The 16707-nt window shown below is 41.8% G+C and carries 17 protein-coding genes; 9 read left to right on the plus strand and 8 right to left on the minus strand.

The features are described from left to right. Position 1 precedes the first annotated feature (1 nt). Positions 2–1069: a Gfo/Idh/MocA family protein gene (locus L7A31_RS13155; protein WP_237362244.1), complete on the minus strand. Its 1068-nt coding sequence runs from the start codon at positions 1067–1069 to the stop codon at positions 2–4. Positions 1070–1180: 111 nt separating this feature from the next. On the opposite strand from L7A31_RS13155, the gene L7A31_RS13160 reads away from it, so the two are divergent. Continuing rightward, positions 1181–2899, plus strand: a complete 1719-nt coding sequence (locus L7A31_RS13160) for an SgrR family transcriptional regulator (RefSeq protein ID WP_237363567.1) — start codon at positions 1181–1183, stop codon at positions 2897–2899. A gap of 12 nt (positions 2900–2911) precedes the next feature. Here the strand turns inward: L7A31_RS13160 and L7A31_RS13165 are convergent, their stop codons facing one another. Continuing rightward, entirely contained in the window at positions 2912–3568 is a 657-nt protein-coding gene (locus tag L7A31_RS13165) for a DUF2913 family protein (protein ID WP_237362245.1), read from the minus strand. After that, positions 3568–4776, minus strand: coding sequence for a Bcr/CflA family multidrug efflux MFS transporter (locus tag L7A31_RS13170; protein ID WP_237362246.1), 1209 nt, complete (start codon positions 4774–4776; stop codon positions 3568–3570). Before L7A31_RS13170 ends, L7A31_RS13165 begins: the two co-directional genes overlap by 1 nt. A 545-nt stretch (positions 4777–5321) precedes the next feature. On the opposite strand from L7A31_RS13170, the gene L7A31_RS22120 reads away from it, so the two are divergent. After that, complete coding sequence (locus L7A31_RS22120) at positions 5322–6032, plus strand: glycosyl hydrolase family 18 protein (protein ID WP_253073290.1); 711 nt, start codon at positions 5322–5324, stop codon at positions 6030–6032. After that, positions 6002–6394, plus strand: coding sequence for a glycosyl hydrolase family 18 protein (locus L7A31_RS22125; protein WP_253073291.1), 393 nt, complete (start codon positions 6002–6004; stop codon positions 6392–6394). Before L7A31_RS22120 ends, L7A31_RS22125 begins: the two co-directional genes overlap by 31 nt. A gap of 47 nt (positions 6395–6441) precedes the next feature. On the opposite strand, the gene L7A31_RS13180 is transcribed toward L7A31_RS22125, so the two are convergent. Beyond that, positions 6442–7083 (minus strand): outer membrane protein, encoded by a 642-nt coding sequence (locus tag L7A31_RS13180; RefSeq protein ID WP_237362247.1) that lies wholly within the window; start codon positions 7081–7083, stop codon positions 6442–6444. Between the two features lie 139 nt (positions 7084–7222). After that, positions 7223–7918, minus strand: a complete 696-nt coding sequence (gene rsuA, locus L7A31_RS13185; protein ID WP_237362248.1) for a 16S rRNA pseudouridine(516) synthase RsuA — start codon at positions 7916–7918, stop codon at positions 7223–7225. A gap of 144 nt (positions 7919–8062) precedes the next feature. Here rsuA and radD point away from each other — a divergent pair, with 144 nt between their 5' ends. The 5 genes from radD (at position 8063) to L7A31_RS13210 (ending at position 13320) form a co-directional block, all read left to right on the plus strand. Next, positions 8063–9805 carry a DNA repair helicase RadD gene (gene radD / locus L7A31_RS13190; RefSeq protein WP_237362249.1) on the plus strand — a complete coding sequence of 581 codons (1743 nt, stop codon included), beginning with the start codon at positions 8063–8065 and terminating at the stop codon, positions 9803–9805. A gap of 183 nt (positions 9806–9988) precedes the next feature. Then, on the plus strand, positions 9989–10849 hold the full coding sequence (locus L7A31_RS13195; RefSeq protein ID WP_237362250.1) for a type 2 periplasmic-binding domain-containing protein: 861 nt from the start codon (positions 9989–9991) through the stop codon (positions 10847–10849). A gap of 76 nt (positions 10850–10925) precedes the next feature. Continuing rightward, positions 10926–11321 carry a PepSY domain-containing protein gene (locus L7A31_RS13200; protein ID WP_237362251.1) on the plus strand — a complete coding sequence of 132 codons (396 nt, stop codon included), beginning with the start codon at positions 10926–10928 and terminating at the stop codon, positions 11319–11321. A gap of 12 nt (positions 11322–11333) precedes the next feature. Continuing rightward, complete coding sequence (locus L7A31_RS13205; protein WP_237362252.1) at positions 11334–11993, plus strand: response regulator transcription factor; 660 nt, start codon at positions 11334–11336, stop codon at positions 11991–11993. Further along, entirely contained in the window at positions 11983–13320 is a 1338-nt protein-coding gene (locus tag L7A31_RS13210) for an ATP-binding protein (protein ID WP_237362253.1), read from the plus strand. The genes L7A31_RS13205 and L7A31_RS13210 overlap by 11 nt, the downstream gene beginning before the upstream one ends. Before the next feature lie 546 nt (positions 13321–13866). Here the strand turns inward: L7A31_RS13210 and L7A31_RS13215 are convergent. Both L7A31_RS13215 and L7A31_RS13220 read right to left on the minus strand, forming a co-directional pair. Next, positions 13867–14454 carry a DedA family protein gene (locus L7A31_RS13215; RefSeq protein ID WP_435532892.1) on the minus strand — a complete coding sequence of 196 codons (588 nt, stop codon included), beginning with the start codon at positions 14452–14454 and terminating at the stop codon, positions 13867–13869. After that, positions 14451–15176, minus strand: coding sequence for a glycosyltransferase family 2 protein (locus L7A31_RS13220; RefSeq protein WP_237362254.1), 726 nt, complete (start codon positions 15174–15176; stop codon positions 14451–14453). Before L7A31_RS13220 ends, L7A31_RS13215 begins: the two co-directional genes overlap by 4 nt. Before the next feature lie 522 nt (positions 15177–15698). Here L7A31_RS13220 and rplY point away from each other — a divergent pair. Beyond that, the gene (gene rplY, locus L7A31_RS13225; RefSeq protein WP_237362255.1) at positions 15699–15977 is read left to right on the plus strand and encodes a 50S ribosomal protein L25; all 279 of its coding nucleotides are present in this window, start codon (positions 15699–15701) and stop codon (positions 15975–15977) included. Between the two features lie 151 nt (positions 15978–16128). Here the strand turns inward: rplY and L7A31_RS13230 are convergent, their stop codons facing one another. Then, the gene (locus L7A31_RS13230; protein ID WP_237363568.1) at positions 16129–16671 is read right to left on the minus strand and encodes an NUDIX hydrolase; all 543 of its coding nucleotides are present in this window, start codon (positions 16669–16671) and stop codon (positions 16129–16131) included. Positions 16672–16707: the final 36 nt, after the last annotated feature.

A 16707-nucleotide genomic window follows, 5' to 3' on the forward strand; every position in this document is an offset into this window, starting at 1 on the left:
CTTATAGTTCCCCCACAATATCAGAGAGATACACTTTTTCTCCCGTCTCAACACTTTTTGCAATGGCAAGCATGCCTTTAATTGATTCAATACCATCATCAATTGTTGCACCTAGCATTGGAGCACCGTTGAGAATAGAATCTGCAAAAGCCTCAACCTGACGACGGTAAAAATGTCCATCAGCACCTAAAGGTCGGTACGTTGCCGCTGTTTCTTCATCAAATATTTCAACTTCTGACGTTTTGAAATACCATGGATTTTGCGTCTTACCAATAATACTCCCGTTTTCGCCATATACTTGAAAGCCCTCATGCCAATCCATGCGGACAGACACTGTTAAATCCAAATGCCCTAGCGTTCCATTTGCAAATTCAGTTTCTACAAACCAACAGCGCAATCCTGCGTCATCTTTGTATCGTGCCCGTACGGAAACAATATCTCCTGCCAAAAATCTTGCAGTGTCTATTAGGTGGGAGCCATGAGCTAGCATGTAATAAGACTGTAAGTTTGCTTTAGGATCATTAACCGGCTTTTTCGCATCCGAAGATGTAACGATCAGTGGCTGCACTGCGTCTGTCACCGTATATCTGTGTGTCGAATCACAGTACCAAGCCTTTAATGCCGTCAACGCACCCATTTTATTCCTTATAAACCTTCGAGACTCTTGAAGGCCAATATCAAAACGTTTCATGTGAGCAACTTGAACAATTTTGCCGCTTTTTTTCATGGCTTCCTTGAGTGCGTACCCCTCTTCTAGAGATACACCTAAAGGCTTTTCACATAGGACATGTTTTCCAGCGTGCAAAGCTTCCATCGAAGCGGTAACGTGAAACGCGTCTGAAGTCGCTATAATTACCGCATCAAGCTCTGGATCTGCTAGCATCTCACCATAAACTTTATACTGCTTTTTGGCTGCATGTGTAGCTGCCATGCGCTCCCGTAGCTCATCTGCTATATCACAGACGGCATAAAGCTCTGCATTTTTCGCTTTTGTACAACTCTCAAAATGAGCAGCCTGAGCAATAGGTCCACAACCCAATACACCAATTTTTAGTTTTCTTTCACTCATTGTTATATCCAACTTATTTTCTACATATGCCAATCGATGATCTTGTGAACAGTATTGTCGATTAAACTGTGCTATAAAATTGATGAAAATTCCTTTTTTACTTCCTATTTTATGCATCGCCCACAATTAGAATCTCAATATATTAAGCTGCTCAACTTGTTTGGAAATCACCAACAAAAGACGACATTAAGCCAGATATCATCTGCTCTTTTCTGTTCAACAAGACACGCAAGAAATATCATCAAGGATATGCAAAATAGAGGCTGGCTATTATGGAGTTCACAACATGGAAGAGGAAAAAAATCAACTCTAAAACTTTTCTTTAATGATTTTGAATTCAACGAATTATGTGTAAAAAGTAGAGTTGAACAAGGCCGGCAGGCAGAGGCATATTCACTTATCCACCAAGATGAGAAAAGCTTAGAGCAATTTATTTCTCGTCGCTTTGGTTATGAAGTTCGTAATGATAAACGAGTATTACGCGTACCGTATTATCGTTCGATGCCCAACCTTGAACCATGCTCTGCTTTGAGGCGTTCAGAAATGCATCTTGTCAGGCAAGTATTTAATGGACTGACAGCCTATAATGAGGAAAAACAGGAAGTCATTGGGGATATCGCATTTTATTGGAAGCAGATAGATGACCTAACTTGGAAGTTCTACTTAAGGCCAGGGGTTTATTTCCACAATGGCAAAATACTAGATTCAGCCGATGTCGTCTGGTCTCTTAAAAGATGCAAAGATAGCTCTAATGTGTTTGACCATCTAGTTGAAATTAAGGCCAGTGATTCGTTAAGCGTCACTATCCGATTAAATCAATGTGACAGAAAGCTACCACTATTACTTTCAGACATTAGTGCAATGATACTGCCAAACAAACGTGCAGGTATTTCCGAGTTTTCTTCTTATCCTGTAGGGACTGGCGCATTTCGAGTAAAAGCAAACGATGAATATCATCTGCAATTGCAAGCGTTTGACAGGTACTTTGGCTTTCGCTCCCTCATTGATGAAGTAGATATAGTTACGATTCCATACACACAAAGTCACTCTACACCCATTTCCACAGACTACTTTTCGCAGCCGGGAAAAAAGATCCTTTCTGGCTGGGTTGACAATTCAACAATCAACGATGACACGAGTGCGTTTAAAGAGACGCTGATTGAGCAAGGAGCCTATTTTCTGATTTATGATAGTCGTCAACCAGAGTTTGAAAATCCTGCCATTCGAAATTGGTTTAATGAAGCGTTGCAAGATTGCTACCTTCTAAGCCAACTGCCTCTACACGAAAGACCGTATTGGATGCCTGCCAAAAGCTTTATGCCAGATTATTGGCATACATCCGTCAACTCAGATAGAACTGGACCCACAAACGATTCATTTGTATTGGCTTACTGTACAGACCACCCTGAATACCAAATGTTCTCCGAAGCAATACAGCATTTGCTGGCGCAGCACAACATACGTTTAACGTTAAAGGAAATAGAATACGCTCAATGGTCAGCTGGCGAGGTTTACGCTGATATATGGTTGGGTTCGGTTATGATTCCTGAACCGAGGCTTTGGTGTTGCTGTAAATGGTTATTTGACACCCCAGTTGTACGTTGCTCGCTAACTGGAACAGATAAGAACCTACTTGACCAACTACAAATCAAGTGGGTATCAGGGCAAATTTCAGATGAGGAAGTTATTTCTCAAAGTTTAGCTTTAGGCTGGGTTCGGCCTCTGTTCCACCATTGGCTAAAATTGAATTGCTCAACAAAAGCCAAAGGTGTGAAACTAAACAGTTTAGGATGGTTCGATTTTAAGTCAATATGGTTGGCAGAAGACTAACCAGAAATAACATTAGCACTCAATACTAAACGGAATCTCTGCTAGTCGATCACCCTTGTTTGCCGGGAATACTAAATATTCACCGTGGTATTTCACCGCTGATTTATAATCTGTTACTTTGTGAACTAAAAAACCTGCTTGATAGGCTTTCTCAATAAATTCTTGGTGATTACCTCGCACGAACCAGCTCATCGGTTTCACTAGCGTTTCTGCATCAAAACATGAGTCACACTGTTCAGAACAAAGAGCAAGCGAGTTTTGGCTCTCAGTAAATAACTGAACTTTACCACCAAGAGTTAAAGGTTCAGACGTTGAGACTTCCCAATCTAGCGTTTCCATTGCATCAAGAAAGCTCTCTACTTGGCTATCAAGTACGTCTTTCACTTCATTTTGTGGAAAAAATTCACCATAAAGCTGCGAGATTTTTCTAAACGTGAAATTGATCGCCGCATCGTTACCTTTAGAGCGACCCATTTTTTGCCATCGAGATAGGTCGTCAAAGACGCTACGAGAGAACCTTTGTGTCTTTAATGATTTAGTAATCCAACGAACTAAAAAGTGGTTGTTAGCCACTGGCGCATCCACCAGCTTGCCGCTTTTATGTTGCTCTGACAGCTCACTTAGTGCGGTATTAACCAACTCTTTAATTTCAAATATGTATTCAGCCACTACGCCTTTCTTCCGAATGTCCAATAAAAAGCAATGGAGAGAATCGAACAACCTGACATCACCCAAACCATAGGCCAAACGGCCATCCCCGGTAAGGCTGCAACCACGGCACCGACTACTGCTCCCATTCCGAAGCGAAGAGTACCAGATAAAGAGGCTGCGGTGCCAGCCATTGTTGGGTAAGCGCTAAGCAACAAGGCCATCGAGTTACTACCAATAACTGATATTGTAGCAATGTATAAGATTACGGATGGTACTGTGCCCCAAAGCCCCCAATTGAGTGCCCAACCCACTAAAAGCCCTATCCCGCCAAGTAGTTGAAGCACTAGCCCTATCCTCAACATTGCGTGAAGGCCCAATATTTTTACCAAGCGACCATTTAAAGTGGTCAAGATAATCAAGGCGACAACATTTAAGCCATAAAGGTACGCAAATTGGTTCGGTGATACGCCATAGATATCGATGTAAACAAAAGAACCGGCTGTAAAAAATGCAAACATCCCAGCAAATGAAAATGCGCTAGATAGAATAAGACCTACAGACGTTGGATTCTTCACTAGCTTGATATAGTTTTTCAGCGTCGTTCTCATATTTAGCGTCTGACGCTGATGTACTTGCAGGGTTTCAGGGATCTTGTAGTAAACCATTATCAAAGCCACTACCGCATATACAGCTAGTACCCAATAAATTGAGCGCCATCCAAACCACATCGCCAAGTGACCTCCTAACATTGGCGCAACTAGCGGAGCTAAAGTCATGACCAAAGTTATAAAAGACATTGCTTTGGCAAAGTCTTCGCGATTAAACATATCGCGAATAACAGCTTGTATGACTACCGCAGAGGCAGCTCCCGATAAGCCCTGTATCACTCGCAAGAAGTTAAGGGTATCGATACTATGAACAGTCGCAGTCAACATGGCCGTAAGAGCAAAACACAGTACGCCAATAATCAGGACTGGTCGACGACCATAGCTATCAGAAATTGGACCATGAAAAAGCTGACCAATCGCAAATCCAGCGCCGTAAGCCGTTAAGCTAAGTTGGACTGCACCAGTATCCGCCATAAGATCTTTTGCGATAGCAGGCATCGCTGGTACATACATGTCGATAGCGAGTGGCGTTAGAGCACTTATCGCACCCAATACGATAAATATAAAAAACGATAAGGGATTAGGCTGCACCGCTGCAGCTTGAGATTTCGCTAGCATAAGACTCCAAAATAAAAGGTATCTCAGAAAATAAGATCTGTTATAGAGCTGGCGACTTAAAGATTAAGTTTTATGCCATTTCATATGCCATTGGCATATGTTACTCATGCGTTGCCTTCAAAGGCACACAGACCCTGTAAAGTGTCAGCGGTCAAACAAACAGTAAGAAACAACAGAGACACTAAGGCAGGAGAAGCCCTGAATTCGCCTTAGAGATAAAGTTGTAGGTAAATTGATAAAATGAGTTCAGGTATGCTGACCAAGGATATTATCCATCAAGTCAATAAAAAGGACTAGTTCCTATTAGGAAACAATCTATTTCCCAAATAGTTTTAAGGTTGAGATGTAAACGTATAACTTAGTTTTCTATTTCATCACTGTGTATCTGATAGAAAGCTGACATAAAACCCTCGCCACTCACGCACCATTAAGCAGATTTTCACTCGGCTAGGGTTTCCAGCTTACTCACACCATCGTTACTTCCAGCCTGTCTAGGATTCCCAATAGGAAAGTATTAATTAACTAAGGTATAACTCGGATTTTTTATGAAGCACATTAAGGCAGTTCTGTTTTCGTTGTTGCTTGTCTTCTTCAGCAGCCAATCTTACGCAATGCAAAGGGTATATTACGTATTGAGGTTTAACCAAGCTTTAGACTACGGAAAAGAACACAAACTCATCGCCACACTAACGAAACACAAAAAGGACATAGATTTAATTATCACTCAAGCATTCATCGCAGATGGCAATGGTGCTCTTTGGGGCTCAATCAATCCCAAGTTGCTAAAGTTTGCACGCAAAAATCACATCAGGCTTGATGCAATGTTGACGAATACTGGGTTTAATTCCAGAACCCTACATGACTTACTAAGCGACCACGAAGCTCAAGACGAGCTAATAAACCACTTAAAAGAAGTAAGTGAACGCTACAAGCTCGATGGTATTCAAGTCGATTTTGAGGGAATTGAATATAGAGATAAAGACCGTTTCACCGATTTCTATAAAAAGCTAGCCCGAGCGATGCACGACGCCCATAAAACGATTAGCGTTGCTGTTTTCCCAAAAACCACTGACATACCAGCCGACACATTAAGCCAAGATGTGTATGTACACTCAGCAGGTGCCTATGACTACAAAGCGTTAGGGAAGTTGAGCGACTTTGTCTCAGTTATGGCCTACAACCAGCACAGCTCATTGACACCACCGGGGCCGATCGCCTCCTATCCATGGACAAAAAAGTCGTTCGTTATGCTTTGAAATATATCCCAGCGGATAAGCTTTCATTGGGTATTCCTACCTATTCTGGGTATTGGAAGCCAGCTCCAGAAGCCTCTGTTGGCCGCCCTATTGACCAACACCTTGACTACTCTGATGTTGTTGGGGTGATGAAGCAGTTCAATATCAAGCCTAAGTGGGATAATGTTTCGAAAGTTCCGTATCTAATGTTCACTGACAATGATGCCTACAGCTATATTTTTATCGAAGATGCACAAACATTTAAATTCGGTCTTAACCTAGTTGAAGACAATCACCTAGCAGGGTTTTCTTTATTTGATGTATCCGCAATGGATCCACTGGTATGGAGCCAAATAAACTCAATACCTTTAAGAAGAGGTTAAATAGATTGAACCGAGCAGCCTTCGCACTGCTCGGGATTCGAGTGCATCTAGTTGAACGCGTAATGTATACCAACTAACAGTTGGTTGACGATAGGAACTACATTAGAAGGGTTTGTAGAATCGAGGGAAGTATCACCAAAGTAATGCGTCAAAGAGCTTTCTACACTCACGTTTTCATCTAGTTGGTAACGAGCACCAAAGCCTATCACTGGCTTTACATCATGCTCATAGTACTGTGTTTCTACGTGATGGTTGTAAAGAGTAGAGTCAGCATTTGCATCTGAACGCATATCAGCAACACCACCCTTTCCGATCAACGTCCACTGTGGGTTAAGTTTATAATTGGCAACAACGCTAATGTCAGTCGCATAGGATTTTAACGTTATCGTTGATTTCGCAGGCAGTTTAGTTGTTGGATCTTTATAAAAAGTTCCAGTACCAAAATGTGAGTAGCCAAGTTCTACGCCTGCAGCCCATTTATCATTAATAGTATGCAGATAACCAGCTGCGATTCGCCCCGAGACATCAGATGCTGAACCAATGCTGGAAGAACCCTCACTTGGCGGCTTTTGTACCGCAAAACCAAGGCTTCCTGTGGCATAAAAACCTGAAGCAGTTGCTACTTGCGTACCAGATAAACCAACGATAACCATCCATAGTATAAGCTTTATAGTCTTCCTTAATCTCATGTTTATGCAATCGAACTTATACATAATTGCAATGCAACCCCACACAAAATCAAAATGAGCAAATACTTTAAAGCGCAGCATGCTAAACGTTGTCTGGGGGGAAAACAAACACTTTTTAATCAATTGATGAATAAATTAGCTAGAAACTATCCACTTCTTCTTGAGTAAGATAACGATATTCACCTGGCTGTAGGTTTTCATCAAGCGAGAGAGTGCCTATTTGTTCACGGTGTAGGTGCTCAACTTTATTACCAAGCGCGGCGAACATTCTCTTCACTTGGTGATATTTACCTTCCTGAATAGTCAGCAATACTTCGTTTTCTTGCTCATCTACAATCACTAACTCAGCAGGTAGTGTGGGCTCTTTTTCATTTTTTAGTTCGATGCCTTTGGAAAACTGCTCTACATATTCCGGCTGTACTGGATCAGCAAGCCAAACGCGATACACTTTCGAGCACTTATGCTTTGGCGAAGTAATACGATGTGACCATTTACCATCATCAGTAATCAATACGAGACCAGTGGTATCTACATCTAAGCGGCCTGCAAAATGCAGGTTTTCCATCTTAACTTCATCTAGCAAAACGAAGGCTGTGTGGTTAAAACCATCTTCGTGAGAACACACAAACCCTTCCGGCTTGTACAACATGATGTATCGAGGGCCTTGCTTGGCTATTTCACGGCCTTGCCATTCCACCAAGCAATCATCGGAAACCTTGGTTGAACCACTTTTGACTACTGCACCATTTACCGACACATCGCCGCTTTTAATGATTTTGGTTGCTTCTTTACGTGTTGCACCTAATGCATCACACAAAAATTTATCTAATCGCATAAAGACCTCGCCCAATTTTAGCGCGGCATTATATACCCTTCCCCAATCAAGCTGAAGACGCAATACTCAAGTTGTTTGGGCATAACTCGTTGACATAGTATATTATCTAGCTCTTTCGTCACTTGGCCTTTGATTACTTTCTCTATGTACACTCTTCGTCCTTACCAAGCTGAATCCGTCAAAGCTGTGGTTCATTACTTCCGCAAAAACTCGCCACCTGCTGTTATCGTACTTCCTACAGGTGCGGGTAAAAGCCTAGTGATTGCAGAACTAGCGAGACTTGCAAAAGGACGAGTGTTAGTGCTCGCGCATGTAAAAGAGCTGGTTGAACAAAACCATGCAAAGTACGAAGGGTATGGGCTGAAAGGCGCTATTTTTTCTGCAGGCCTTGGACGTAAAGAAACAGACCAACAAGTCGTTTTTGCTTCGGTTCAATCTGTTGCTCGCAACCTTGATGAATTTAAAAACCAATACTCTCTATTAGTGATCGACGAATGTCACCGCGTTCCAGACAATAAAAGCAGTAGTTATCAAAAAGTCATTGCTCACTTAAGCGAATTTAATCCGGGAATAAAAGTCTTAGGGCTTACAGCAACGCCCTATCGCTTGGGGATGGGCTGGATTTACCAATACCACACTAGAGGTCAAGTCCGAACAGAGGAGACTCGCTTTTTCCGTGATTGTATTTTTGAGCTACCCATAAACTATTTGCTTGATGAGGAATTTCTCACACCTGCCAAGCTAATCGATGCCCCTGTACTTAGTTACGATTTTTCGCAACTAAAACCAGCCAATACTGGAAAATTTAAAGAGGCCGAAATGGACATGGTGATTGAGCAATCAAAACGGGCGACTCCACAGATCATAGCGCAAGTAGTCGAGATGGCTGTAGACAAGCAAGGAGTAATGATCTTTGCTGCCACGGTTCGACATGCTCAAGAAATATATTCCCTGTTACCTGAGTCTCAATCCGATATTGTTATCGGAGATACGCCAACGCCAGAGCGTGATGACATCATTCAGCGCTTCAAATCACGGCAAATAAAATACCTCGTTAACGTCTCAGTTCTAACGACAGGGTTCGATGCTCCTCATGTTGATTTAATCGCGATACTCCGTCCAACAGAATCCGTCAGCTTGTATCAACAAATTGTAGGCCGCGGGCTTCGATTGTCTCCAGGGAAAACCGAATGCTTAGTGCTAGATTACGCGGGTAATAACTATGATCTTTACCAACCCGAAGTTGGCGAAGCTAAACCTGATCCAACAAGCGAAATAGTTACCGTCCCCTGTCCTGCATGCGGATTCAACAATAACTTCTGGGGCAAGCTCGATAACAATGGCTTTTTGATCGAACACTTTGGACGAAAGTGTCAGGGCTATTTCATCGATGAAGAAACAAACGAAAGAGAGCATTGTGGCTATCGTTTCAGAGCTAAGTATTGCAACGAATGCGGCGCAGACAACGACATCGCAGCTCGAATATGCCACGAATGCGACGCAACGCTAGTCGACCCTGATAAAAAGCTTAAAGAGGCATTAAACCTAAAGGATGCGTTAGTATTTGAGTGTGAGGATATGTCACTTACAACAATTAAAAATGACAAGAATAAAACCAGTTTGAAAGTAACTTATCTAGGTGCTGAAGACGCCCAGGTTAGCGAGTTTTGGTCGCTTTCCACTAAAAAACAGAAACAAACGTTTAAAGATCAGTTTGTCCGCCCACACCTTGCAGATAAACACCGGCCATTCGAGGAAGATTCACCAACGAAAGTAGTCCGAAATCAACATCGTTTTCGTCCTCCTCAATTTGTCATTGCTCGTAAGTCAGGAAGATTCTGGAAAATACGAGACAAAATATTTGAAGAAGAGTTAGTCAATAAATAATAGTCATTGACAGTCTATTGTTAAGCGCCTCCATTTTTTCTTGCCAAAGCAAGATGCACCGTTTTCTTACAAAGTAAAACGACTATTCTTATATTAAGTCGCAGCCTGCATTTCTTGTGTGAACATCATTACGATAGTAAATACCACTAAGGCTTCAGGGATTGAATATAGGGATACTTAGCTATGAAAAGAAAGCAAATGATAATGAAGTGGCTAATGATTGCCTGTATAACAGGCTTTTCAGGAATAGCCTTAGCTGAAAAGGTCACTTATCCCAACATTGATGGTATCGGCAGTGAGTCCATTGGATATAGTGTACTTAAGTTAGCTTTAGAAAAGTCTGAGCCTGATATTGAAGTTTACTTGGACAAACAAGAAGTCAATCAGACCCGAGCGAAATACATGGTCGAAATTGGTAAAGCCGATGTATTTGATTCCGGATTCCAACCTGAGCTAGAAGCACGATTTAAACCTATATACTTACCAATAGATCGCGGGATTCTAGGCTGGCGACTCTTCATCATCCATCAAGACAACGCTGACGCCTTAGGAAAGGTGCAAAGTATTAAAGATTTAAAGAACTACTTATTCGGTCAAGGCAGTGGTTGGGGAGATATTGATATTTTAGAAAAAGCTGGTTTAAAAGTGATAACCTCTAGCAAAATATCTAACCTCATGGGCATGGTTGCAGGTAAGCGGTTCGAAATATTCCCTCTTGGCTCTAACGAAGTCTATGCATTTCTAGATAAATTTGGCGCGAACTACCCGCAATTAGTCATTGACGAACACATCTCACTAATTTATCCATTTGGCCGATTTTTTTATGTAAACAAAGACAATGAAGAACTAGCCAATAAGATACAAACAGGGCTTGAAAAAGCGCTTGATGACGGCAGCCTACAGAATTTATTGAATCAGCATGCCTATTTTAAAGATGCATTTTCAAAAGCTCACTTGCATAATCGAGTACAAATTAGAATCGACACACCGAATTTAACCAGTGGCTTTTCCAACATTCCGGCAAAATGGTGGTATACGCCATAAGTTTGTTGCCAGTAGTTCATGTTCGATTAATCTAAGTTAGTTTATATTAGGGCTACTTTATTTAACGGGTCTAGTTATGCCAATTCGAAATATTACCCTTTTATCCGCCTGTTTAGCTTTTGGCATTTATATGGCACCAGCCTATGCTGATAGTGGTTCTCAAAATGGTCACGAACTTGTTCAAGACGCTTATAAACCGGGCGCGAGTATCAAGTTTGATGAAGACCAAGACGAAGTTTACGACGCGGTACAAAAAGGTCTAATAAGACCATTCTCTGAACTCTACGAAGCGGTTGATAACGAGCTCAACGGCCGTGTAATCAAAGTTGAACTTGAGGAAGATGATGATCAGTGGTTTTACGAACTAAAGTTAGTTCACAACCACAACGTTGTGAAAGTGAAATACAACGCGACCACGCTAGCTTTGATGGAAGTGAAAGGCCATAATATTCTTGAAGTTATCAAAAGATAGAGCAGTCAAATAATGAAAATATTAGTAGTAGAAGACGAGCCACGTTTAGGCGAACAAATTCTCGAGACTCTCGAGCAAAATGGTTGGGTTCCTGAACTATCACAAGATGGCATCGATGCACTCTATCGTGCGACTTCAGAAGAATGGGATGCGATTGTATTAGATCTTGGCTTGCCAAAACTAGATGGTTTAACTGTCCTAAAAGGCATTCGCGATGAAAATATCAATACGCCTGTTATCATTCTCAGTGCCCGTGACACATTATCGCAGCGTGTAGAAGGGCTAAATTCTGGTGCCGACGACTACCTAACTAAACCATTCGAAATGGCAGAGCTGATTGCGCGCATCCGTGCTCACCTACGCCGAGCTTCCGGTAACGCAGCTCCAGTGATGCAAATTGGTGATTTGAGTTTAGACACTCGCACTTCAAAAGTTCTTTGGCAAGGTCAGCCAGTCAGCTTAACTGCTTTGGAATATAAAGTTGTCGCGTACTTTATGCATAATCCAGAAAAAGTCATTTCCCGAACCGAACTGGTTGAACACATTTACAAGCAAGATTTTGATCGTGACTCAAATACCATTGAGGTCTTTATTGGCCGGATTCGTAAAAAAGTGGCTCCTAAGATCATCAAAACCGTTCGAGGATTAGGATACCAATTGAATGCGGGCTAAACAGAGCTTTATTCAACGAATGAGTTTAAAAAACCGACTGCTTCTCGCTGCTATTCTTTGGCTAAGCGCTATGATTTTTGCAGCGGGAGTCGGTATCCCGCTCCTTGTCAGAGACTACTTAATTCAAGATTTAAAAAGTCAGCTCAACCTTTCAATGGATCAAATTGTTGCCAACATTGAAGCGCGAAAAGGCAAAATCGTTCTAACCACTCAATTGTCTGATCCTAGGTATAGTCGCCCTTACAGCGGTTTATATTGGTCGATACATACAGGCAATCAAACTCTGCGTTCACGCTCGCTATGGGACAGGCACTTTCAAATAGAGAAGAAGCCACTTAGAACAGTGGTCAAAGGTGCTCGCGGTGAAAAGCTTATCTACATCTCTCAAGAGATCTACTTACCGGACTTCCCTAACCCGGTAAAAATTATGATTGGCTCTGACGAAGATCCTATCGAAAAAACGCTGCAACAACTTACCGGACAACTTTGGCTGATTCTTGGTTCTCTGTTTGCTGGTATTTTGATCTTAATTCGGCTTCAAGTTGGCTGGTCATTACGCCCACTCAATAAGATGAAGCGGGAGCTCGCTTTACTAAAATCTGGCGAGCAAAACTCTTTAGATGAGTCCTACCCCCGTGAAGTGTCGCCGTTAGTTCAAGACCTCAATGCACTCGTTTTTCACTATCAAGAATTGCTTGAAAGAGCACGGAATCATGCTGGTAACCTTTCTCACGCATTGAAAACGCCGCTTTCCGTATTAAAAAATGAGGTAACTCAATTACCTAAAGAACAGCAGAGAAATTTAGTCGCTCCTGTCGATCAAATACAGAGTCACATCGATTATCACTTGGGCCGAGCAAGAATGGCTGGCTCAATGAATATTCTTTCAGTCAAAGCTCAAGTCAGCGAACGCATTGATGCTATCTCATTAGCGTTCGACAAAGTGTATGCCAGTCGAGGTGTAATTTTAATAAACGAGCTAGATAGCGAGCTTGAAGTCTCCGTTGACCCAGTTGACCTCGATGAAATGGTCGGAAACCTACTCGAAAATGGTTACAAATGGGCGAAATCTGTCATTCGTGTTTACAGCGACAAGCTCGAGTCTAACGTGGTTAAAATCTATATTGAAGACGACGGGCCCGGCATAAACAAAGACGATTTGGAAAAGGTAATTCAACGCGGTGTCCGCTTAGACGAAACTACTCCGGGATCAGGCCTAGGGCTTAATATCGTCAGCGAAATGGCCCACAGCTATCGCGGTAGCTTGCAACTGGAAAAAGGCAAGATGGGTGGCTTGAAGGCAACGTTGACTCTTAAACTCGCGTAGATTTATCTTGGGGGTGGCATCGCCCCCTTTTTCTAAACATTCCTTTTCAAACCAATCTTCTACAACCACACCTCTCTTGGTCCATATATTATCGATAAGCTGCTTCTTTGAAAGTAAGTCATTCTGGTGAGATAGAAAGTAGCCTAAAAGTTCCGTTTCGTTCACACCGAGTGACGACACATGGTTGGTCACACTATCCTTAACGAAGCCTTTATCAAGATCAAGATCGACTTCAAATCGTCGATTTATAATTATCATTCGACAGCCTCAACTGTTTTTCCCTTATTTACTTCAATAGTATAGAAAGTCATTGGCGAATTGTTAAAGGTAGCAAAAGCTTTTGCAAAGCTTCGCTATTAGCTCTACTAAAAGAATCTCAAACACACAAGAGACGAAAACTAAGTAGATATAAAAGTGGCGCGATTATTAGACATTTCCCTTTCTGGGCAACTACTTAAAGTTTAATTAACCTTAATTAGAGAATGATTCTTGAGTACAAGCTTGGCTTATTAGTGGCTGGAAAATAGCAAATGCTGGAAATTAGCTCTAAGACTTTGCTCGATGCTTAACGTGGAACCACTTTGCAAGAGATAAAGCCAACACTACTACCACCGTTATTGTCAGGGCTTGGTGCTGCTGTATAAAATTTTCAAACACATTCAAGATGGGCAATTGATTGATTCCAGCAGCCAGCAAATAGCCCCACAAAATAAACTGCCCAACACCGAGAATTAACCCGATAGAAGAATAGAAAGTGAAACGCCCCCAGCCTATTTTGTGAGAGCCCGCGACGAAAGGGACAACCCAAGCGACTGGCCCAAGCAAACGCGCAAAAGCCATGACGAAATTACCACGCCTATGAAGAAGGATTCGGCAGCGTGCAATGGGTCGACGTATTTTAGGTATGCGTTTAATAAGCTTTTTCTGCGCTTTTACGCCAACACATCGCCCCAATGCAAAACTAGTCTGGTCACCAATAAAACTGCCAGCGAGTACTGCAGCCACTCCAGCCCAACTACCTTGATGGAGTTGGTAACCGGCGGCCAATAGGAAGGGTTCTCCCGGAATAAAAAGATTGGGCCCGATAAGCGCATCCAAAAATGCACCTATAAATAGGCCTAGGCTTTCAATCATTGATTGTAGTGACCAAACTTATATTCCATCTCATTGTTTCTCATTTCGCCGAAAAACAGACGCCTCACATTTGCCTTGAGATAAGTCGCACCCATTTTAAATATCCCTTCTTGGTCTAACCTTCTTGGGTCAAAGCCGAATGTTAGGTGAAGAAAGCGAAAACGCCATGTTTTGCTTGCACGATTAACGTAATCACAATCCTCACACAAGACAATTTTCTCATCAAAACCATCGATTTCATCATGGACACGTTTGGTTGAAAAGATACATGCCCCGACTGCTGTTGGGAAAACAAATTGAGTAGTGAAAAGCCCCAAGTTGAATAGCGAATAACCTACTTTGTGCACAAACGATAAGTTCTTCGCACCCATATACACACCAGCGACTTCAAGTTTTCTATGCTCAAGTTGGTTTATTGCTTTAGTTAAAAAGTTAGGGTCAAGACGAACATCTGCATCTAAAAATAATAGTCGTTCATATTTCGCCAACTTAGCACCTGTGTTTCTGCCTAAACCAACACCTTGCGTGTCCATTTTATGTATAGTCAATGCTGGTAGGCTTGCTTCATAAGCAGATGCAACCTCACATGTAGAATCTTCACTATTTGAGTCCACCAAGATAACTTCGAAATCTTGAAAAGACTGCTTGCTTAGATCTTCCATGAGTCTTCCAATACATTTCTCTTCATTTAACGTGATTACCACTATGCTTAATTTACTCATCGTCTACTCCTAACTTCAGTTGATTAGCTAACTTAAAAATTACGCTAATCTCACTTAACCAATAGTGATGACATGATTCACTTTCAGTTCATGGAGCAAACCATAGTGAAGTTTTATGACAAGTATCTGAATGGAGAGTATTGGCCAAAGAAACTACGGAGAATTGATACAAAGAAGGTCTAGCCCCATGCTCTTATCTTGTTTTAGATCAAAATGTTACTTGCTATTTATGTCCCTTTAATGATCCAGTTATCACGAATTGAACGAGCACACCATTTAGTCTAGATATTTCATTTCACTTTATAGATACTCTACTCCGTGAGTTGACATCGACTAATACATTGAAACTTCTCCTGCAAATACAGAGTTAAGCATCAATTATTGTTGCTCACGAACCAATTGGATGATAGTATCCGCGCTCACTTTGACAGTTTCTAATTCAGAACTATCAAAGCCCACGCATTGAGCAAGGTCGCATTGCTCACTGTGCGAGTTAATTTTTACTAATTTGAGAGTAAAACTATGAAATTTGAAGCAGTAGTACGTACTGAGCTAGGTAAAGGTGCGAGCCGCCGCCTACGTCACGCTGGCCAATTCCCAGCAGTTGTTTACGGTGGTGAAGCAGCCCCTGTATCTATCGCTCTAAGTCACGATGAAGTGATGAACCAAATGGATAAGCCTGAATTCTACGAAGCAATCACTCTAGTGATCGGCGGCGAAGAAGTTAAGGTTAAGCCACAAGATGTTCAACGCCACGCTTACAAGCCAAAAGTTGAGCACATGGACTTCATCCGTATCTAATTCCCTACCAAGGAATTAATCGGATAAAATCCAACCTTTTGCATATAAGATAATCGGCTTTACCAACCGAAAAATCTAAAAATTCGAAACCCCGATGCTACCAACATCGGGGTTTCACCGTTTAAGAACTATTCAAAGTTCTTAAACAAAGCTAACTTGCCTGCTTCATACAATTACCAGATAAAAGCTCTTCAACTATACGCTTCAATAAGAAGGTTTCCCGTTCAATAGACATGCCTTTTTTATCGCTACTAGCAATCGTTTCTTCGTTGTGTCGAATAGCATCGTGGATGTTTACCCATTTAGGTGACATACCATTTTTCACTTCATAATCTTCTAATGAAGTTTCACCCAACTCAGCATCTATCGTGCAGACAAAGCAGTATGATTCCATATGCATGATTTCGAAATCAGGCTTATACCATGGGCGAAATTCTTCGTAGATACCAAATGGCTCAATATTGCGTATATTCTTTGCGCCTATTTCTTCTTCTAACTCTCGAATCAATCCCTGAATAATGTCTTCTTTTTCGTCAACGCCTCCACCTGGTAGCGTGTAGTCATCATAACGAGCGGTATATAACATCAATATGTTGTCGCCATTAAGAATGATTCCACGTGCCGCTTTACGATGAAATGTGCTTTCATCTAAATTCACAAGATCAGGGTGTATTGAAGAGCGCAGTAAACGCATTGGAGAAGCTAGAGACATAAATCGCTTACCAGAGTT

Origin of the sequence: Vibrio marisflavi CECT 7928 (assembly GCF_921294215.1) — a bacterium.
In the GTDB taxonomy this organism is placed as follows: domain Bacteria; phylum Pseudomonadota; class Gammaproteobacteria; order Enterobacterales; family Vibrionaceae; genus Vibrio; species Vibrio marisflavi.

Coding starts and splice junctions, on each gene's coding strand:
- L7A31_RS13155 (WP_237362244.1), bottom strand. CDS start 1,069: ATGAGTGAAAGAAAACTAAAAATTGGTGTATTGGGTTGTGGACCTATT.
- L7A31_RS13160 (WP_237363567.1), top strand. CDS start 1,181: ATGCATCGCCCACAATTAGAATCTCAATATATTAAGCTGCTCAACTTG.
- L7A31_RS13170 (WP_237362246.1), bottom strand. CDS start 4,776: ATGCTAGCGAAATCTCAAGCTGCAGCGGTGCAGCCTAATCCCTTATCG.
- L7A31_RS22120 (WP_253073290.1), top strand. CDS start 5,322: ATGAAGCACATTAAGGCAGTTCTGTTTTCGTTGTTGCTTGTCTTCTTC.
- L7A31_RS22125 (WP_253073291.1), top strand. CDS start 6,002: ATGGACAAAAAAGTCGTTCGTTATGCTTTGAAATATATCCCAGCGGAT.
- L7A31_RS13180 (WP_237362247.1), bottom strand. CDS start 7,083: ATGAGATTAAGGAAGACTATAAAGCTTATACTATGGATGGTTATCGTT.
- rsuA (WP_237362248.1), bottom strand. CDS start 7,918: ATGCGATTAGATAAATTTTTGTGTGATGCATTAGGTGCAACACGTAAA.
- radD (WP_237362249.1), top strand. CDS start 8,063: ATGTACACTCTTCGTCCTTACCAAGCTGAATCCGTCAAAGCTGTGGTT.
- L7A31_RS13195 (WP_237362250.1), top strand. CDS start 9,989: ATGAAAAGAAAGCAAATGATAATGAAGTGGCTAATGATTGCCTGTATA.
- L7A31_RS13200 (WP_237362251.1), top strand. CDS start 10,926: ATGCCAATTCGAAATATTACCCTTTTATCCGCCTGTTTAGCTTTTGGC.
- L7A31_RS13205 (WP_237362252.1), top strand. CDS start 11,334: ATGAAAATATTAGTAGTAGAAGACGAGCCACGTTTAGGCGAACAAATT.
- L7A31_RS13210 (WP_237362253.1), top strand. CDS start 11,983: ATGCGGGCTAAACAGAGCTTTATTCAACGAATGAGTTTAAAAAACCGA.
- L7A31_RS13215 (WP_435532892.1), bottom strand. CDS start 14,454: ATGATTGAAAGCCTAGGCCTATTTATAGGTGCATTTTTGGATGCGCTT.
- L7A31_RS13220 (WP_237362254.1), bottom strand. CDS start 15,176: ATGAGTAAATTAAGCATAGTGGTAATCACGTTAAATGAAGAGAAATGT.
- rplY (WP_237362255.1), top strand. CDS start 15,699: ATGAAATTTGAAGCAGTAGTACGTACTGAGCTAGGTAAAGGTGCGAGC.
- L7A31_RS13230 (WP_237363568.1), bottom strand. CDS start 16,671: ATGCGTTTACTGCGCTCTTCAATACACCCTGATCTTGTGAATTTAGAT.